Origin of the sequence: Collinsella sp. CLA-AP-H1 (genome assembly GCF_040092945.1) — a bacterium.
Taxonomy (GTDB): domain Bacteria; phylum Actinomycetota; class Coriobacteriia; order Coriobacteriales; family Coriobacteriaceae; genus Collinsella.
On the sequence record NZ_JBBNKO010000001.1, the window covers coordinates 1 to 17,290 of the forward strand.

Here is a 17,290-nt window from a genome sequence, read left to right on the forward strand (position 1 = left end):
ATGGGGCACGGGCGGGCGCTCAAGGCCGTCGCGAGGAAGCGGCTCAGGGCGATATACGCCGTGATGCGCGACCGGGTGCCCTACCGGGAGTAGCCCCGACGGTTGACAAAACTATAGGAACACCCAACGACTACCTTGCATCAATCTAATAAGTTGCGGTGAGATAGTTCTTGAATTGGCCTTTTTGAGGGCTCAACAGGAACTATCTCACCGCAACTGCGTTGGGGCGTTTTTGGCAACTGGCTTACTTGCTCATGAACAGCCAGATTGCGATGATCACCAGGATTGCGGCGATGATGCAGGCGATGGCTCCGGTGAATTTGACGCGTGAGTCGCGGGTTCGCTTGCGCACGTCGTCTTCGGCGGCCTCGAGTTGGGCAACTTCGCGCTCGGTCTCGGTATGCTCGGCCTTGTCGCGTGACAAGGACCCGGCGAGCGATTCGGTGATCTCGGGATGGTCGTGCACCTCGGTCGCCTGTTCGATAATCGACTGCGCATGCGCGGCATCTGCCCGGGCGTTTGCGATGGCCTGCTCTTGCTCGCGGCGTGCCTTGTCCTGCGTGGCGATCTTTTCGCGCAGCTCGCGCTGGCGCGTCGCGGCGGCAGTTTTTGCGGACTGCAGCTCGTCGCGCGCGGCATCTGCCTCAGCCGTTACGGCCTGGTGCGCGCGTTTAGCGTCGGCGATGGGGGCCTGTGCCTGCTCGACGGCCTGCTCGGCGGCGGCAAGTGAATGCTCAAGATCGGCAGTCACTTGCGGAATATCTTCCTCGGCCTTGCGGAGGGCGTCGGCAGCGTCGGAGATTTGCATAGACAACTCGTTGGTGCGTACGGTGTAATTGGCGGGATTTGCCGAAGGGTTGCGCTGCAGCTCGGCATACTCGCGACGCAAGGTCTCGAGCTGTGCGCGCGTAGCATCGGCAGTTTGTCGTGCGGCGGCGACACCGGCATCGCGCTCAGCCTTCACTTTGTCGCGGATACGCTTGGAATCCTCAAGGCGACGAACGAGGCGGTTGCCGGTCTCGCGCGAGCTCGCCTCGCGGGCTTCCACGGCGTCGAGTGCAGCCTTCAGGCGGAGCTCGGTCGCATCGTCCTCTGCCTTCATTTGCTCGAGCTGGCCCTTGAGCTCCGTCGCTTTGGCGGCATGGGCATCACGGTTAATTTCAGCTGCCGCAGCGGTCTTCTGTGCCGCGGCAATCGCCTGGCGTTGATCGGCGACAATCTGGTCGAAGCGTCCCGCGATATCCTGCCGCGTCTCGAGTTCCTCTGCCTGGTCGGCGATGCGCTGCTCAAGCTCGGCTAAATGGGCGCGGGCATCGGCGAGTGCCTTCTTGGCGGCGTTCATCTCGCGCATGGCCGACGCGCCCTGGGCGATAAAAGTGCCCACGGCGTTAGCGGTGTTCGAGACGGCGCTCCCCAGGTCGCGACTCGTGGCGGAAGCATGCGAGGTGGTCGGGTGCGCGGCCTCGGCGGCATTCGTATCGGCAGTCTGCGGCGTGGTGATATTGCCGGTGCCGCCTTCGATCACGGAAAAGCCCGCTGCGTGCGGGTCGACCGCGTCGGCGCCGATCGTGGGGTGCTCGAGTTGTAGAAACGAGGGCATGGTGCTGCCCTGGTCGGCAACCGGGGTCTCGCCGGGCACAAACGTCGAGGCGGCCTCGGCGGCTTCCTCTTCCTCGGCGTCGACATCGGCATCGGCGACAGCGTCCTTCATCGCTTTGACGGCATCCATCATGGAGTCCATGACGGCGTCGAGCTCTTCTTCCGAAGACACCTCGATGGGGCCCGCTACTTGCGGAGCGTTCTCGGCCTTGGGCTCAGTGTCGCTCGGGTCCGGCTGCTCTAGCTGCTCTTCTTTGTCTTGCTCTGCGGCGACATTTGCGTCTGCGGCCTCGTCTGCGGCGGCAGGAGCCTCCTCGACAGCGGCATCAATGCCGCCATCGCTGCTGGTAGAAGTCTCGCAGTCGTCAATGGTGTCTGCGGAATCATCAATATGCTGTTGAGTCTGGGGGTCCAGCTCGTCTGTCATAGGCATGTGCTCCTCATCGTTGTTTGTCACCCTATGATAAAGTCTCGCGCCGACATCCCGCGCCCCGCAGCAAAGTTTCAAAACGTGTTCGATGGCTAGCGTCGATAGCAAAAACTCGGCCACTTTATCCAGTTTGTACTTGACAATCCCTTCGCCGAAAGACGTTATGCCGTTCGCCTGCCGAGGCCTTTTCTTTTCACTTGAACACGCTAAAGTTGCATCTCAGCTTTTGGCGCGTTTATTTTGGATGCGCGCAGTCGGCGGGCGTGCCCGTCGCGATTCGAAAGGACTTTGTATGGGACTTTTCACTGGTAAGACCGTGATCGTCACCGGCGGCGGCAAGGCCACGCTCAAGGACGGCTCCGCTGGCTCCATCGGTTACGGCATCGATATCGCTTTTGCCAAGGAGGGCGCGAACCTCGTTATCACCGGTCGTAACGTCGCCAAGCTCGAGGCCGCCAAGGAGTCTCTTGAGGCTGAGTACGGCGTCAAGGTTCTGCCTGTTCAGGCCGATGTCTCCGCCGGCCAGGACAACGAGGCCGTCGTGCAGAACGTTATCGACAAGGCGATTGAGGAGTTCGGTCGCATCGACGCCGTCGTCAACAACGCTCAGGCCAGCGCCTCGGGTGTGACCATCGCCGACCACACTATGGACCAGTTTAACCTGGCCATTTACTCTGGCCTGTATGCCACCTACCTGTACATGCAGAAGGCCTATCCGCACCTGAAGGAGACCAAGGGCTCCGTGGTCAACTTTGCTTCGGGCGCCGGTCTGTTTGGCAACTATGGCCAGTGCAGCTATGCTGCCGCCAAGGAGGGTATCCGCGGCTTGACCCGCGTCGCCGCCAACGAGTGGGGCAAGGACGGCATCAACGTCAACATCGTGTGCCCGCTTGCCTGGACTGCTGCGCTCGAGAACTTCCAGGATGCCTATCCCGAGGCGTTTAAGGCCAACGTCCACATGCCGCCGGCAGGCCACTACGGCGACGTCGAGAAGGAGATCGGCCGCGTGGTCGTTCAGCTCTGCGGCCCCGACTTTAAGTACATGAACGGCGAGACCGTTACCCTCGAGGGTGGCATGGGCCAGCGGCCTTAGGGGTTACGGCGTTTTACCAAACGCCGTAACGGGCCGACGCTGCGCGGTCACCAGGGCGACAACTTGTCATTCAAAGAGGGCGGCATGACCAGAAGGTCTATGCCGCCCTCTTTTCATGCCAATTTGTTCGCCCTGGCGACCGCTCGCTGGCGTTGCCAGAGCATCGGCGTTGCCTTGGCTGTTGGAAATGATCCCAATGACTATGACCCCTTTGCGCCAGTTTCTGTCGAGTCGGTGCTTCTTGCGGGTTGCCCGTATAATGGTCTGCGTATGAACCGCAACCAAGGAGTTCCAGTTTATGGACCAGAATCTCTTTAAATTCGACCTAATCGCCGAGGATCCGACGACGCACGCGCGCGCCGGCGTGCTGCATACCCCGCACGGCGACATCGAGACACCGATCTTTATGCCTGTGGGCACCAAGGCAAACGTCAAGGGCATCCCCACCGAGACCGTTAAGCAGCTCGGTGCGCAGATCGTGCTCGCCAACACCTACCACCTGTCCATGCGTCCCGGCGAGGACACCATCGCCGAGCTGGGCGGACTGCACAAGTTTATGAACTGGCACGGCCCCATCCTCACCGACTCGGGCGGTTTCCAGGTCTTCAGCCACAACGACGCCGTCAAGCTCACCGACGAGGGCGTGCGCTTTATCGTCAACGATTACGACGGCCGCCACGTGTTCTGGACGCCCGAGGACAACATGGAAATCGCCATGAAGCTCGGCTCCGACATCTGCATGCAGCTCGACCAGTGCCCGGGCTATCCCGCCACGCGTGCCTACGTCGAGCGCGCCGTTGAGCTGTCGAGTATGTGGGCCGAGCGCTGCTACAAGGCTCACACCCGCGATGACCAGGCGCTCTTTGGCATCGTCCAGGGCGGCATGCATCTGGACCTGCGCCTGCGCTCGCTGCGCCACCTGGAGGAGTGCGGCGACTTCCCCGGCTATGGCATCGGCGGCTACTCGGTGGGCGAGGACCACGAGACCATGTTCGAGACGCTGGCGCCGCTGGTTTCCGAGTACATGCCTAAGCACAAGCCGCGCTACCTCATGGGCGTCGGTAACCCTACCACGCTCGTGCGCGGCGTTGGCGTGGGCATCGACATGTTCGACTGCGTGCTGCCGACGCGCACCGGCCGCATGGGTACGGCGTTCTCCAGTGAGGGTCGCCTTAACTTTCGCAACGCGCGCTTTGCGCACGACGACGGCCCCATCGACCCCACCTGCACCTGCCCGGTGTGCACGGGCGGCTACAGCCGCGCGCTCATCCGCCACATGGTCACGCAGAAGGAGATGCTCGGCGGCATTCTGCTGTCGATGCACAACATCTACTACCTGCTCAACCTTATGCAGCGTGCCCGCCAGGCCATTATTGAGGGCCGCTACGGCGCGTTTGTGAGCGACTGGATGAACAGTCCTGCGGCGGTGGATTACTAAGGGCGGCGCGGACGCGTACGGAGCGCGGGCAACGGCAAAGGGCGAGCGTCGGCCGGTCGTCGCGTTTGCTAACACGGTTGCGCGACCGCTGACCGATAGCTTGCAAGCGCTTGATGCATCGTGGGTACCATACCGAATAGTTGATGTTCGGGCGGGTGTTTGGCGCATGGCGTCGACCCCGCCCATTTCTATTTTCGATAGGAGTATCCCATGATTAAGAATGAGAGCGTCGAGGGCGAGCCGGCCTACGACGAGACGTACCGCCGCGGTCCCGTGGTCATGCGCGGCCCTATGATTCCCAAGGACAACACCTACGCCAACCTGCTGGCGCCCGAGGATTCAACCGACTGGCTGCACGCCGACCCCTGGCGCGTGCTGCGCATTCAGGCAGAGTTTGTCGATGGCTTTGGCGCGCTGGCCGAGCTCGGACCCGCAGTGACCATCTTCGGCAGCGCCCGCACGCCCAAGACCGATCCGCTCTACAAGGCGGCGCGCACCGTCGGCCGCAAAATCGCCCAGCGCGGCGTGGCGGTCATAACCGGTGGCGGCCCCGGCATCATGGAGGCGGCCAACAGGGGAGCGGCGAGCGTCAACGGCAAGTCGGTTGGCCTGGGCATTGAGTTGCCGCACGAGCATGGGCTCAATAAATACGTGAACCTCGGCATGGACTTCCGTTACTTCTTTGTGCGCAAGACCATGTTCGTCAAATACAGCTCGGGTGCCATCGTGTTTCCCGGCGGTTTTGGCACGCTCGACGAGATGTTCGAGGTGCTCACGCTGGTGCAGACGCACAAGGTCAAGCGCATGCCGCTCGTGCTGGTAGGCAGCGAGTACTGGCAGGGCTTATTCGACTGGCTTAACGGTCCGGTGATGGACACCGGTATGATCAGCCCGCTCGATCCCGAGCTCGTACACAACACCGACGACCTCAACGAAGCCGTCGACATTGCCCTGAGCGGGCTGATGTAGGGCAATCGTGCCCACCGCGATATGAATATGTATGGCAATCTGATGCTATCTAACGTCAGTTTGCCATTTATATTGGGTATACTGATGCAAAAGACGAGGGCGAGGAGGTCGCGTATGTCTACTGCAACGGTTAAGCCTACGACGGTTCGCATCGAAGAGGGGCTCAAGGAGCAGGCGACTGAGTTCTTGGATTCGGTCGGCCTCAGCCTCAATTCCTATCTCAATCTTGCCGTTCGGCAGCTTGTAAATCAGCGAAAGATTCCTTTTGAGATTGTAGGAAGGGCGGAAGTGCCCAACGAGGCGACGAGGCGTGCCATGGTAATCGCCGAGGCTCATGAGTTGGGGATTTTGCCGGACGATAGCCCGTCATTCAACGACGCTGATGAGCTTATGTCGTTCCTCGATGAGGACTAGCGATGTTTGAGATTAAAGTCGAGGCTCAGTTTAAGGCGGATTACAAACGGACGATGCGCATCCATCCGCAGCTAAAGAGTGAGTTTAAAGCGGCGGTTGCAGAGCTTGTGGCCCATGGGTCGCTTCCAGCGGAGTACGGCGCCCACGAGCTCTCAAACCCGGGCGGAAACTACAACGGCCACATCGATTTCCACCTATCCGATGGCTTGGTCGATGTGGTTGTTCTATATCTGCCCCATAAGACTAACCCAGTGATCAGGCTGGTGCGAATGGGCACTCATCAGGAGCTTTTTCAGGGTCCGCTGGGCTGATCGCCGATTTATAAGTTGCGGTGGAATAGGGATTGATTTGCGGCCGATAAGCCAAAAACAGTCCCTATTTCACCGCATCTGATGTGGGCGTTCCTAGTGAGTTGGCTGGTAGCGGGGGCAGTAGCTGATGGCGATGGCGTCGATGCCTACATGGGTGGCAATGGTGCAGCCGATGGGGCCGGTGCCGGCGTCTACATAGTCTTGGCCTGCGAGCGCTTGGCTGACGAGCTCCTGTTCCTCGGCGGCGCCGGTCGTGAGCACGCGCACGCTGGAGCCCGGATGCTCGGCCAAAAATGCGAGGCAATCGGCCATGGTGTTGGCAACGATGCGCTTGGCGCCGCGGCCCTTCTTGATGGCCTTGATCTCGCCCGATTTCCACTCCGGCGAAACGGCCAGGCGAATGTTGAGCATCTGGGTGAGCTGGCCGGCGAGTTTAGGTGCGCGGCCGTTCTTAACGAGGTTCTCGAGCGTGCGGGGAATCAGCAGCAGGTGGGCGTCGGGCAGCGTCGCGCGGATCTGCGCCTCGGTCTCGTCCAGGCTGCGGCCGTCCTCGCGCATGGCCAACGCGTACTCCACCAGCAGGCCCTCGGCACCCGAGCCGGTGCGCGAGTCGATGCAGCGCACGTCGAGCTCGTGTGTTTCGGCCGTCAGGCTGGCGTTGGCATAGCAGGCGGACCACTCGCTGCACAGCGAGATAAAGATGGCGCTGTCGTGGCCGTTGGCGAGCACGCGGTCAAAGAGTGCCTTGAACTCGCCGGCGCTCGGCTGCGAGGTGTGCGGTAGCTGCTCGGAGCCTGCCATGCGGGCGACGTATTCCTCGGCGGTGATTTGCACCTGGTCGAGCAGATCCTCGCCCTCGATAATCACATGCAGCGGAATCACGTAAATGCCGAGCTCTTGGGCGCGGGCGGGGGAGATGTCCGACGTGGAGTCGGTTATGATGGCAAAAGACATAATTGCACCTTTCGTTGGGGCGCTTGCGCGCCGCCTTCTTAGAGCAAAGTGCGACAAGTATAGTGGAGTTGCTCTACATTGCTAGGTTCAATTGTTGAATAGTCAACAGTTTGAAATGTCGGTGTGGAAATCATCAACTGGGGAAGAGGAGTGCCGATGGCAGCGCTGGAGATATGCAAGCGGCCGGTTGTGCTGTTTGATTTTGACGGCACGGTGGCAGATACGGGTCGGGCGGTGATGACCTCGACGCGCAAGACGCTTGCCGCGCGTGGGTTTTCGGAGGCGCAGATGGGTGACCTGCGCCGCATGATCGGGCCGCCCCTGTGGAAGAGCTTTCACGACTTTTATGGCTTCTCCCGCGAGGAGTCGCTTGTGGTGGCTGACGAGTACCGTGCCTTTTTTGATGAGCTGGGACCGGAAGAGTATCCTGTGTTCGACGGAATCCCCGAGCTGCTCGATGGCCTTGTCGCGCAGGGGCATCGCTTGGCCGTGGCAACGTCACGCATGGAGGCGAAGTGTATCGACATGGTGGGAGAGCTGGGACTTTCTCAGTTTGAGGCGGTGGTTGGCATGAATCCGCCGCAGGGGCGCGAGACCAAGGCCGATTCGGTCCGCGATGCCCTGTCAGAGCTCGGTGCGACGGCGGGCGATGCCGTGATGATCGGCGATCGCTTTAACGACGTCGAGGGCGCGCACGCGATGAGCGTGCCGTGCATTGGTATCTATTCGGGCGCGGCGGCGCCGGGCGAGCACGAGGCGGCGGGTGCCGATGCAGTGGTGCACTCGGTGGCCGAGCTTGCTAAACTTTTCGCTATCTAATAGACGTAATGTGAGGGGCGGGCGTACCCGTCGCTCATTGGTAAGGAGGTCGTCCATGAATCAGGTGGAGCAGAGCGTTACCGAGTATGTCGACGAGGTCTGGGAGGACGTCGTCGCCGATATCGAGCAGCTGGTGAGTTATCCGTCCGTAGCCGTTGCTGCCGATGCGGAGCCTAGCGCGCCGTTTGGCCGCCCGGTTCGTGATGCGCTCGATTGCGCGCTCGGCATTGCGCAAAAGCTCGGCTACCAGACGAGCGACGACGAGGGCTATGTGGGCATTGCCGATATCCCGGGTCGCGGCGACAAGCAGCTCGCGACCATCTGCCACGTGGACGTGGTGCCCGCCGGCCCCGGCTGGAACACCGACCCGTTTGCGATGGAGCGTCGCGAGGGCTGGCTGCTCGGCCGTGGCGTGATTGATGACAAGGGTCCGGCGGTGTTGTCGCTCTACGCCGGTGCCTACCTGCTCAAGCACGGCATTGTGCCGCGCTATACCTTCCGCGCGCTGCTGGGCTGCGATGAGGAAGTGGGCATGTCCGACGTTCACCATTATCTGGAAAATCACGCAGACCCCGACTTTTTGTTTACGCCCGATGCCGAGTTCCCGGTCTGCAATGCCGAGAAGGGCCAGTTTGGGGCGACGTTTGTGAGCCCCAAGATTGAAGGCGGGCGCATCGTGTCGTGGAGCGGCTCCGAGGCGAGCAATGCCATTCCGTCGCAGTCCATCTGCGAGCTTGCGATTGCCGCCGATGAGCTGCCGGCGCCCGTTGAGAACGCCGACCGCCTGGAGATCACGGCGCTTGATAACGGGCGTGCGCAGATTTTCGCCCACGGTATTGGCGGCCACGCTTCGATGCCTGAAGGCACCATCAACGCCGTCGGCCTGATCGTGGCGTATCTGCGCGAGGCCGAGGACGCGTTTGGTGCACGCGACGAGCGCCTGCTGACGCCTGCCGAGCACGAGTTCGTCAAGTTCCTGGCCTTTGTGCATGCGGATGCCTATGGCCGCGGCCTAGGTATCGATGCGACGAGTCCGGCGTTTGGCCCGCTTACCTGCAACGCTGGCGTCATCCGCGTGGCGGATGGCCATATTGAGCAGGTCATCGACGTGCGCTTCCCCGACAGTACGAGTGCCGATACCATCCGCGAGCAGCTCGACCCGCTCGTGGGCCGTTTTGGCGTGACGTGCCAGCTGGGTCGCGCTAAGGTGCCGTTCTCGGTGTCTGCCGACGATCCGGCCGTGAAGGCGCTTATCGATACCTATAACGAGTTCACCGGCAAGCATGCCGAACCCTTTGCCATGGGCGGCGGCACGTACGCGCGCAACTTTGCCCGCGCCGTCTCGTTTGGCCCCGAAGAGACCGGCCTGGAGCTGCCCGCGTGGGGCGGCCAGATGCACGGCCCCAACGAGTGCGCCAACGAGGAACAGCTTAAACAGGCGCTCAAGATTTACATCGTGGCCATCCTGCGCTTGAACGAACTCGAGCTTTAAGGTTACGCGGTTTCCCAATCTAAGCTGCGGTGGAATAGTTCCTAGAATGGGCCATTTGATGGCCAAGCAGGAACTATTTCACCGCAACTTTGTTTTTATTGGTGTAAAAGGCTGGCCATGTTTGGCGGCGGGTTTGTTATTCGTTTGTAAAGCCGAGCCGCGCTTGCGGTAAGGGTCTATCAAATGCCCGTAAGAAACCGCAGTTGGCGCGGACCCTACCCGGTCGGGGCCGTATCTTTCCAAACAGCAAAGCGGGCAGGGTGCCCGCGAGTCGCATGTATGAAAGGAAGATCATGCTCGATCAGGCTTATTCTCGTCGTCAGTTCCTCGGCCTCGCTGGTGGTCTTGCCAGCATCGTCGGTCTCGGTCTCGTTGGTTGCGGCGGCTCCGGCGCATCCGACGCCGCCGACAAGGGTAGCGCCGCTGCTGCCGAGTCCGTCTCCGGCGAGGTGACCTACGACGGCGCCTCCTCGTTCCAGGCTCTCGTCGAGGCCGCTGCCGAGAAGTTCATGGATGCCAACCCGGACGTCTCCGTCTCCGGCTCGGGTAACGGTTCGGGCAAGGGCCTGACCGCTGTTGCCGCCGGCACCGTCACCATCGGCAACTCCGACGTCTTCGCCGAGACCAAACTCGAGGCCGACCAGGTCAAGAAGCTCGTCGACCACGAGGTTGCCGTCGTGGGCATGGGCCCCGTCGTCTCCAAGAACGTGACGGTCGACGACCTGTCCCTCGAGCAGCTCAAGGGCATCTTCTCCGGCCAGATCACCAACTGGAAGGAGGTCGGCGGCGACGACGCCAAGATCGTCGTCCTCAACCGCAAGGCCGGCTCCGGTACTCGCGCCACCTTCGAGGCTGCCGTCTTTGGCGACGAGGCTGTCGACTTTAAGGGCGACGCCGAGCTCGACAAGTCCGGCGACGTCCAGACTCAGATGGGCAGCACCGACAACGCCATCTCCTACCTCGACTTCTCGCACTTCGACGACTCCAAGTTCAACGCCGTCAAGGTCGAGGGCGTCGAGCCCAAGAGCAAGAACGTCACCGACGACTCCTTCAAGATCTGGGCTACCGAGCACATGTACTGCGCCAAGGACGCAGACGAGGCCACCAAGGCCTTCCTGGACTTTATGCTTTCCGACGACGTCCAGGGCAAGCTTGTCGAGGAGCAGGGCTTCATCCCCGTCTCTGCCATGAAGGTCGTCAAGGACGCCAGCGGTAAGGTCTCCGCTAAATAGGTAATCGCCCCCGGAAAGGTTTGCAATGGCAAAACAGCTGCCAAAGCGCGACCTTGAGAACGTGGGCCTGGGCGTCACGGGCGCGTGCGTAGCGCTCGTGACGCTTGTTGTTGCCGCGCTTATCTTCATGGTCGCCCAAAAGGGCCTCTCGGCTTTTGTTAAGGATGGCGTTTCGGTCGTCGAGTTCTTCACTGGTACCAAGTGGGACCTGGCTAACACAGCCGAAAACGGTCTGCCTTACACCGGCGCCCTGCCCCTGATCGTCACCTCGTTTGCGGTCATGGTACTCTCCACGCTCATCGCACTGCCCATCGCTATCGGCTCTGCCATCTTTGCGGTCGAGATCCAGCCTAAGTTTGGTTCCAAGGTCTTTCAGCCGCTTATTGAGCTTTTGACCGGTATTCCCTCGGTCGTCTTTGGCCTGATTGGCTTTCACGTGGTCGTCGGCCTTATGAAGAGCGTTTTCCATGTGAGCACGGGCCTGGGCATCTTGCCCGGCGCCATCGTGCTGGCCGTCATGATCCTGCCGACTATGACTACGCTTTCGGTCGACGGCCTGCGTGCCGTGCCCGACAGCTACCGTCAGGGCTCGCTCGCGCTGGGCTACACCCGCTGGCAGACCATCTGGCACGTGGTGCTCAAGTCTGCCATGCCGTCGCTCATGACTGCGGTCATCCTGGGCATGACCCGCGCCTTTGGCGAGACGCTCGCCGTGCGCATGGTTATCGGCGGCATCGAGGCCATGCCGACGTCGCTGCTGTCGCCGGCCTCGACCATCACCACCACGCTCACCACGTCCATGGCAGTCTATGCCGAGGGCTCGGCCCAGGACGATGTTCTGTGGGCGCTTGGTCTGCTGTTGATGGGCATGAGCCTCATCTTCATCCTGATCATCCATCTCATTGGCCGCAAGGGGGCGAAGGCTCGTGGCTAGCACGCGCATCCATACCGACGAGGCGAGACTCGGGCGCGTCCAAAAGCAGGACCGCATCGCTACGGGCGTGCTGACGGCGATCGTCGCCATCGTCATGCTCATCGTCATCTCCATGGTGGCCTATATCCTGTTCGAGGGCATTTCGACGCTGATCCAGCCGGGATTTCTCACGCAGCCCGCGCGCGCCAACGGAACCCAGGGCGGCGTGCTCTACCAGCTGTTCGACTCGTTCTATCTGCTGCTGATCACCCTGGCCATCTCGGTGCCCATCAGCTTGGGCGGCGCGGTCTTCCTGGTCGAGTACGCACCGAACGGCCCTATCCGCGACATCGCCTCCACCGCCATCGAGACGCTATCCTCGCTGCCTTCCATCGTCGTCGGCATGTTCGGCTTTCTGGTGTTCTCGGTGCAGCTGGGCTGGAAGTATTCCATCATCTCCGGCGCCGTCGCGCTCACCATGTTCAACATTCCCATCCTGGTGCGCGTGATTCAGCAGGCGCTCGAGGACGTGCCACAGGCCCAGCGCGATGCGTGCCTGGCCATGGGCCTTACTCGCTGGGAGGCCACGCTGCACATCCTGATCCCCGAGGCCATGCCCGCCATCGTGACCGGCATCGTGCTTTCGGCCGGCCGCGTGTTTGGCGAGGCCGCGGCGCTGCTCTTTACCTCGGGCATGAGCTCGCCGGTTCGCCTGAATTTCTTGAGCTTTAACCTGTCGAGCCCCACTTGCGCCTGGAACGTGTTCCGCCCCGGTGAGTCGCTCGCCGTGCACATCTACAAGATTTACGGCGAGGGCAGCCCCGAGGCCCAGCAGATCGTCTGGGGCACCGCGGCACTGCTGATGATCTGCGTGCTGCTGTTTAACGTAGTTGCCCGTATCGTGGGCAAGCAACTGGCAAGGAAGATGACGGCCGAATGAGCGAGATGAATGCAACGCCCGCAACCGAAGCGGCATCGTCCGAGGCCCAGGACTTCCTGTCGAGCGTGGGGGAGAGCGAAAAGCGCGTTCGCGTGAGCGGCAAGGCCGTGAGCGACGAGGTTGTGCTCTCCACCAAGGACGTCAACGTGTACTATGGCGACCACCATGCGCTGCACGATACGTCGCTCGACTTTCACAAGGGCGAGATCACGGCGCTCATCGGGCCTTCGGGCTGCGGCAAGTCGACCTTCTTGCGTAGCCTCAACCTCATGAATCGCGAGATTCGCGGCTGCCGCGTGGAGGGCGAGATCAATTACCGTGGGCGCAACGTGAATACCAAGACCGAGAACACGTACGAGCTGCGTCGCTCCATTGGCATGGTGTTCCAACAGCCCAACCCGTTCCGCAAGTCCATTCGCGACAACATCACGTTTGCGCCTAAGCGCCACGGCATCACCGACCGCGACGAGCTCGACCGCATGGTCGAGGAGAGTCTGCGCGGCGCGGCGCTGTGGGACGAGGTCAAGGACAAGCTCGACAAGAGTGCCTACGCGCTTTCGGGAGGCCAGCAGCAGCGTCTGTGCATCGCGCGCACGCTGGCGCTCAACCCCGACGTGATCCTGTTTGACGAGCCCTGCTCGGCGCTCGACCCCATCTCGACGCTGGCGATCGAGGACCTTATGTCGTCGATTGTGGCCGAGCGCGCCATCGTCATCGTGACGCACAACATGGAGCAGGCGTCGCGTGTGTCCAACCGCACGGCGTTCTTCTACATGGGCGATATGGTCGAGTACGACGAGACCGACGAGATTTTCCAGCGGCCCAAGGATAAGCGGCTGAATGATTACCTCACCGGCATGTTCTCCTAGTCCGGGACATGCTTGAGGCCCGCGGTGGCCACGGTCGCCACGGGACTGATTGGAGGGGCGGGTCATCTCTTGCGGGAGATGGCCCGCCTTTTTGCTCTGCGACCGAAACGACCACCACAAAGGGGACAGGCACCTTCGTGGTGGTTTGGGGTGGGGCTCGCTGCTATCATGGACAACGTTGAATTTCTACGAAGGAGCAGGGCATATGGCGATTCTTTTGGGATGCGATTCCGTCAGCCTAGAGTTTCCCACCAAGCATATTTTCGATAGCGTAACGCTCGGCGTGGGCGAGGGCGACCGTATTGGCATCGTCGGTAAAAACGGCGACGGCAAGTCGACGCTGCTGAGCGTGCTCGCCGGCACGCTGGAGCCCGATGATGGCCGCGTGACGCATCGCCGCGGCACGACGATCGGTCTGCTCGGCCAAAAGGACAACCTCGTCGATACCGACACCGTGCATCATGCCGTCGTCGGCGACACGCCCGAGTACGAGTGGGCGTCGAGTCCGCGTACACGCCAGATCCTCTCCGGTCTCATTAGCGATGTTCCCTGGGAGGGCGCGGTGGGCGAGCTTTCGGGCGGCCAGCGCCGTCGCGTGGACCTCGCGCGCCTGCTGATCGGCGACTACGACGTGCTCATGCTCGACGAGCCCACCAACCACCTGGACATGCGCACCATCAACTGGCTCGCGCGTCACTTAAAGGCCCGCTGGCAGCGCGGCCAGGGCGCCATGCTCGTGGTCACGCACGATCGCTGGTTCTTGGACGAGGTCTGCACTAGCATGTGGGAGGTCCACGACGGCCAGGTCGATCCCTTCGAGGGCGGCTACTCGGCATACATCCTGCAGCGCGTGGAGCGCGACCGCATGGCCGCCGTCACCGAGGAGCGTCGTCGCAACATGGCACGCAAGGAGCTCGCGTGGCTGAGCCGTGGCGCCCAGGCGCGCTCCACCAAGCCCAAGTTTCGCGTGGATGCCGCTCGCGAACTCATCGCCGACGTGCCGCCCGTGCGCGACGAGCTGGAGCTCAAGCGCCTGGCGGTGAGCCGCCTGGGCAAGCAGGTCATCGACGTGATCGACGTGGACGCCGGCTATGCGGATACCGACGGCGCGCCCAAGCAGGTGCTCTCCGACGTGACCTGGCTTATCGGCGCGGGCGACCGCTATGGTCTTTTGGGTGAGAACGGTGCCGGCAAGTCCACACTGCTCGACGTGATCCAGGGCAAGATCGCGCCCCTGCGCGGCCGCGTGAAGATCGGCCAGACGGTACGTTTTGGCGTGCTATCGCAGCAGCTCGAGGAGCTCGAGCCCTACATGGGCGACACGATCCGCGAGGTGCTCAGCAACTATAAGAAGTACTACGTCATCGACGGCAAGGAGACTTCGCCCGAGAAGCTCTGCGAGCGCCTGGGCTTTACGACCCAACAGCTCTGGAGTCGTATCGGCGACCTTTCGGGCGGCCAACGCCGTCGCCTGTCGCTGCTGCTGACGATCCTGGACGAGCCCAACGTGCTTATCCTGGACGAGCCGGGCAACGACCTGGATACCGATATGCTCGCGATTGTCGAGGATCTGCTGGACGGCTGGCCCGGCACGCTGATCCTGGTGACGCACGACCGTTTCCTCATGGAGCGCGTGACCGACCAACAGTGGGCACTGCTTGACGGCCACCTGACGCATATGCCCGGCGGCGTCGATCAGTACCTGCGCCTGTGCAACGCCACCGCCGAGGGCGAGCCCGTGGGTGCGCCGAGTGCCAAGACCGGCACGTTCGACACCGGCGCCGCAGCGGTTGCGGCCGAGAAGCCCAAGACGAGCGGGCAGCCCAACGGTCTTTCCAATGCCGAGCGCCAGAAGCTCCGCCGCGAGGTGAGCTCGCTCGAGCGCAAGATGGAGACGCAGCGCGCCCGCGTGGAGGAGGCCGAGGCCGCCATGGCCCAGGTCGATCCCACCAACTACACGGCGCTGGGCGAACAGCAGGCAAAGATCGACGAGGCCCACGCCGCCATGGACGAGCTGGAGATGGCGTGGCTTGAGGCGAGCGAAAAGCTCGAGGGCGAGGAGTAGACGAGGATGATCAAAGCCGCGTTTTTCGATATCGACGGCACGCTGCTGAGCTTTAAGACCCACCGGATTCCGGCGTCGGCGCAGCAGGTGCTCGACAGTTTTCACGAGCAGGGGATTGCATGCGTGATTGCTACGGGTCGTCCGACCTACCAGATGCCCGATTGGCTGTTCAACTTGGGTTGGGATGCGTACATTACGCTTTCGGGCCAGCACTGCTTTGATGCCGAGGGCGTCTACCGCAGCTGCCCGATTGACCCGGACGACGTCGCGGTGATTGTGGACCAGGTGGCGCAGGGGCGCTATGACTCGCTGTGCATGCAGGGCGAGAACTCGTTTGTGAACCGCCTGTCCGAGCGCGTGGTGACTGCCGGCAGCAATGCGGGAATCGTCTACCACGAGGAGCCGTTTGACCATGCCTTCGATGCGCCGGTCTACCAGTTCTGCGCCTTTGTGGATCCGGCCGACGAGCATATCGTGACCGACGCCGTGTCGCATTCGCTCACCACGCGCTGGTGCGATCTGTTCTGCGACATTATTCCGGCCAACGGCGGCAAGGACTTGGGCGTAGCGGCGACGCTGGAGCGGCTGGGTATCGACGCGAGCGAGGCGATCGCCTTTGGCGACGGCGAGAACGACCTGTCGATGTTTTCCGCCGTGGGCACAAGCGTGGCCATGGGTAATGCGCAGGATACCGTGAAGGCCGCGGCGACCTACGTGACGTCCGCCGTGGACGACGACGGGATCTACAACGCCGCGAAGCACTTTGGGCTGCTATAGCTGCGGCTCGGCACTTGGGGACGTTCCTTTTGTGCCGGCAGCTGGGGACACTCCTAGTACGTTGCGTACGGTGTCGCCCTGCTTGCCCCGCGCATTTTGTGAAACACGGTTAACTTTTTAAACAACGTAGTAAGACATGGGCAACTTTTGCGGTAAAGTAAGCCAAGGAAAGTATCCAAAGGCTAACTAACGATCATCGCGAAAGGCGGCCCATGGCCCTACGTGAATCTGGAGAAGACTATCTCGAATCTATTTATGTGCTCTCGGAGCGCCAAGGCACGGTGCGCTCAATCGACGTCGCCGAATACCTGGGTGTGACCAAGGCGAGCGTCTCTAAAGCCATGGCGACGCTGGAAAACAGCGGCTATGTCGAAATGGGCAAGCGCGACGTTCATCTGACGGAACGTGGTCTGGAGGTCGCTCGCCAAATGTGGGAGCGCCACTGCTTTTTCGTGCGGTTGCTCGAGGAAGCCGGTGTTTCGGCGGATGTCGCGTCGCAAGAGGGTTGCCACATGGAGCACTGCCTGAGTGAGGAGAGCTTCGAGAAGCTGAGGGCGATGTTGGGACGGGAAGATGCGGCCGGCGCAACAACGGAAGCCTAATTGACCCCCAGGAGCGCGGAGTTCGCGTAAAGCGCGAACCAGCGAAAGGGGGATAGGGGATTCGAACAACAACGAGTCCGACGCAGTCCAAAGTGGAGCATTCGGTGCGCGACGCCATCACAGCTGAGCTATCTCTTCGTTCCCAAAGAGGCGCGCCTCCCGCGCCAAAGGCGCGGGACAGCGACCGGGACCAGTGGCCCCACCAACTAAGTCCAACTCAGACAAGGAACCCCGCCAGCAAGCGATGCCCAAGAACCGCCAGCAACGTTACCGCAGGCCGGGACCGGGCTTGGTTTTGAAAACATTCCGCAGACCAGAAGTGCCCCCGTTCGTAGCTCCGAAGGAGCAGAACGGGGGCACTTCATTGGTCGAG

At 61.9% G+C, this 17,290-nt stretch carries 17 protein-coding genes; 15 read left to right on the forward strand and 2 right to left on the reverse strand.

Features of this window, described 5'->3' with window-relative positions; all coding sequences use genetic code 11:
• Positions 1-244: 244 nt before the first annotated feature.
• Positions 245-2,026 carry a hypothetical protein gene (locus tag AAAV44_RS00005; RefSeq protein WP_349113943.1) on the reverse strand — a complete coding sequence of 594 codons (1,782 nt, stop codon included), beginning with the start codon at positions 2,024-2,026 and terminating at the stop codon, positions 245-247.
• Between the two features lie 295 nt (positions 2,027-2,321).
• Here AAAV44_RS00005 and AAAV44_RS00010 point away from each other — a divergent pair, with 295 nt between their 5' ends.
• From AAAV44_RS00010 to AAAV44_RS00035, 6 genes are all read left to right on the forward strand, one after another.
• The gene (locus AAAV44_RS00010; RefSeq protein WP_006235414.1) at positions 2,322-3,122 is read left to right on the forward strand and encodes an SDR family oxidoreductase; all 801 of its coding nucleotides are present in this window, start codon (positions 2,322-2,324) and stop codon (positions 3,120-3,122) included.
• Positions 3,123-3,185: 63 nt separating this feature from the next.
• Positions 3,186-3,440, forward strand: a complete 255-nt coding sequence (locus AAAV44_RS00015) for a hypothetical protein (protein ID WP_349113944.1) — start codon at positions 3,186-3,188, stop codon at positions 3,438-3,440.
• On the forward strand, positions 3,421-4,560 hold the full coding sequence (gene tgt, locus AAAV44_RS00020) for a tRNA guanosine(34) transglycosylase Tgt (protein WP_022093813.1): 1,140 nt from the start codon (positions 3,421-3,423) through the stop codon (positions 4,558-4,560). Before AAAV44_RS00015 ends, tgt begins: the two co-directional genes overlap by 20 nt.
• A gap of 210 nt (positions 4,561-4,770) precedes the next feature.
• Positions 4,771-5,529: a TIGR00730 family Rossman fold protein gene (locus AAAV44_RS00025; protein ID WP_349113945.1), complete on the forward strand. Its 759-nt coding sequence runs from the start codon at positions 4,771-4,773 to the stop codon at positions 5,527-5,529.
• A 114-nt stretch (positions 5,530-5,643) separates the two neighbouring features.
• Complete coding sequence (locus AAAV44_RS00030; protein WP_117747007.1) at positions 5,644-5,943, forward strand: type II toxin-antitoxin system RelB/DinJ family antitoxin; 300 nt, start codon at positions 5,644-5,646, stop codon at positions 5,941-5,943.
• Positions 5,944-5,945: 2 nt separating this feature from the next.
• Complete coding sequence (locus tag AAAV44_RS00035) at positions 5,946-6,254, forward strand: type II toxin-antitoxin system YafQ family toxin (RefSeq protein WP_138374901.1); 309 nt, start codon at positions 5,946-5,948, stop codon at positions 6,252-6,254.
• A 93-nt stretch (positions 6,255-6,347) separates the two neighbouring features.
• Here AAAV44_RS00035 and AAAV44_RS00040 read toward each other — a convergent pair whose 3' ends face one another.
• Complete coding sequence (locus AAAV44_RS00040; protein ID WP_349113946.1) at positions 6,348-7,208, reverse strand: DegV family protein; 861 nt, start codon at positions 7,206-7,208, stop codon at positions 6,348-6,350.
• Between the two features lie 156 nt (positions 7,209-7,364).
• On the opposite strand from AAAV44_RS00040, the gene AAAV44_RS00045 reads away from it, so the two are divergent.
• The 9 genes from AAAV44_RS00045 to AAAV44_RS00085 all read left to right on the forward strand — a co-directional run bounded on the left by AAAV44_RS00045 (position 7,365) and on the right by AAAV44_RS00085 (position 16,917).
• Complete coding sequence (locus tag AAAV44_RS00045) at positions 7,365-8,027, forward strand: HAD hydrolase-like protein (protein WP_349113947.1); 663 nt, start codon at positions 7,365-7,367, stop codon at positions 8,025-8,027.
• Between the two features lie 55 nt (positions 8,028-8,082).
• Positions 8,083-9,519, forward strand: coding sequence for a M20 family metallopeptidase (locus AAAV44_RS00050; RefSeq protein ID WP_349113948.1), 1,437 nt, complete (start codon positions 8,083-8,085; stop codon positions 9,517-9,519).
• Positions 9,520-9,812: 293 nt separating this feature from the next.
• A complete protein-coding gene (locus AAAV44_RS00055) occupies positions 9,813-10,751 on the forward strand; it encodes a phosphate ABC transporter substrate-binding protein (protein ID WP_349113949.1) in 939 nt (312 codons plus the stop codon).
• Between the two features lie 25 nt (positions 10,752-10,776).
• Complete coding sequence (gene pstC / locus AAAV44_RS00060; protein ID WP_117735562.1) at positions 10,777-11,685, forward strand: phosphate ABC transporter permease subunit PstC; 909 nt, start codon at positions 10,777-10,779, stop codon at positions 11,683-11,685.
• On the forward strand, positions 11,678-12,604 hold the full coding sequence (gene pstA / locus AAAV44_RS00065; protein WP_349113950.1) for a phosphate ABC transporter permease PstA: 927 nt from the start codon (positions 11,678-11,680) through the stop codon (positions 12,602-12,604). Before pstC ends, pstA begins: the two co-directional genes overlap by 8 nt.
• On the forward strand, positions 12,601-13,473 hold the full coding sequence (pstB, locus tag AAAV44_RS00070) for a phosphate ABC transporter ATP-binding protein PstB (RefSeq protein WP_349113951.1): 873 nt from the start codon (positions 12,601-12,603) through the stop codon (positions 13,471-13,473). Before pstA ends, pstB begins: the two co-directional genes overlap by 4 nt.
• Before the next feature lie 205 nt (positions 13,474-13,678).
• A complete protein-coding gene (locus tag AAAV44_RS00075; RefSeq protein ID WP_349113952.1) occupies positions 13,679-15,538 on the forward strand; it encodes an ABC-F family ATP-binding cassette domain-containing protein in 1,860 nt (619 codons plus the stop codon).
• 6 nt (positions 15,539-15,544) lie between these two features.
• Positions 15,545-16,315: a Cof-type HAD-IIB family hydrolase gene (locus AAAV44_RS00080; RefSeq protein ID WP_349113953.1), complete on the forward strand. Its 771-nt coding sequence runs from the start codon at positions 15,545-15,547 to the stop codon at positions 16,313-16,315.
• A gap of 212 nt (positions 16,316-16,527) precedes the next feature.
• A complete protein-coding gene (locus AAAV44_RS00085) occupies positions 16,528-16,917 on the forward strand; it encodes a metal-dependent transcriptional regulator (RefSeq protein ID WP_195521150.1) in 390 nt (129 codons plus the stop codon).
• The last annotated feature ends 373 nt before the right edge of the window (positions 16,918-17,290 follow it).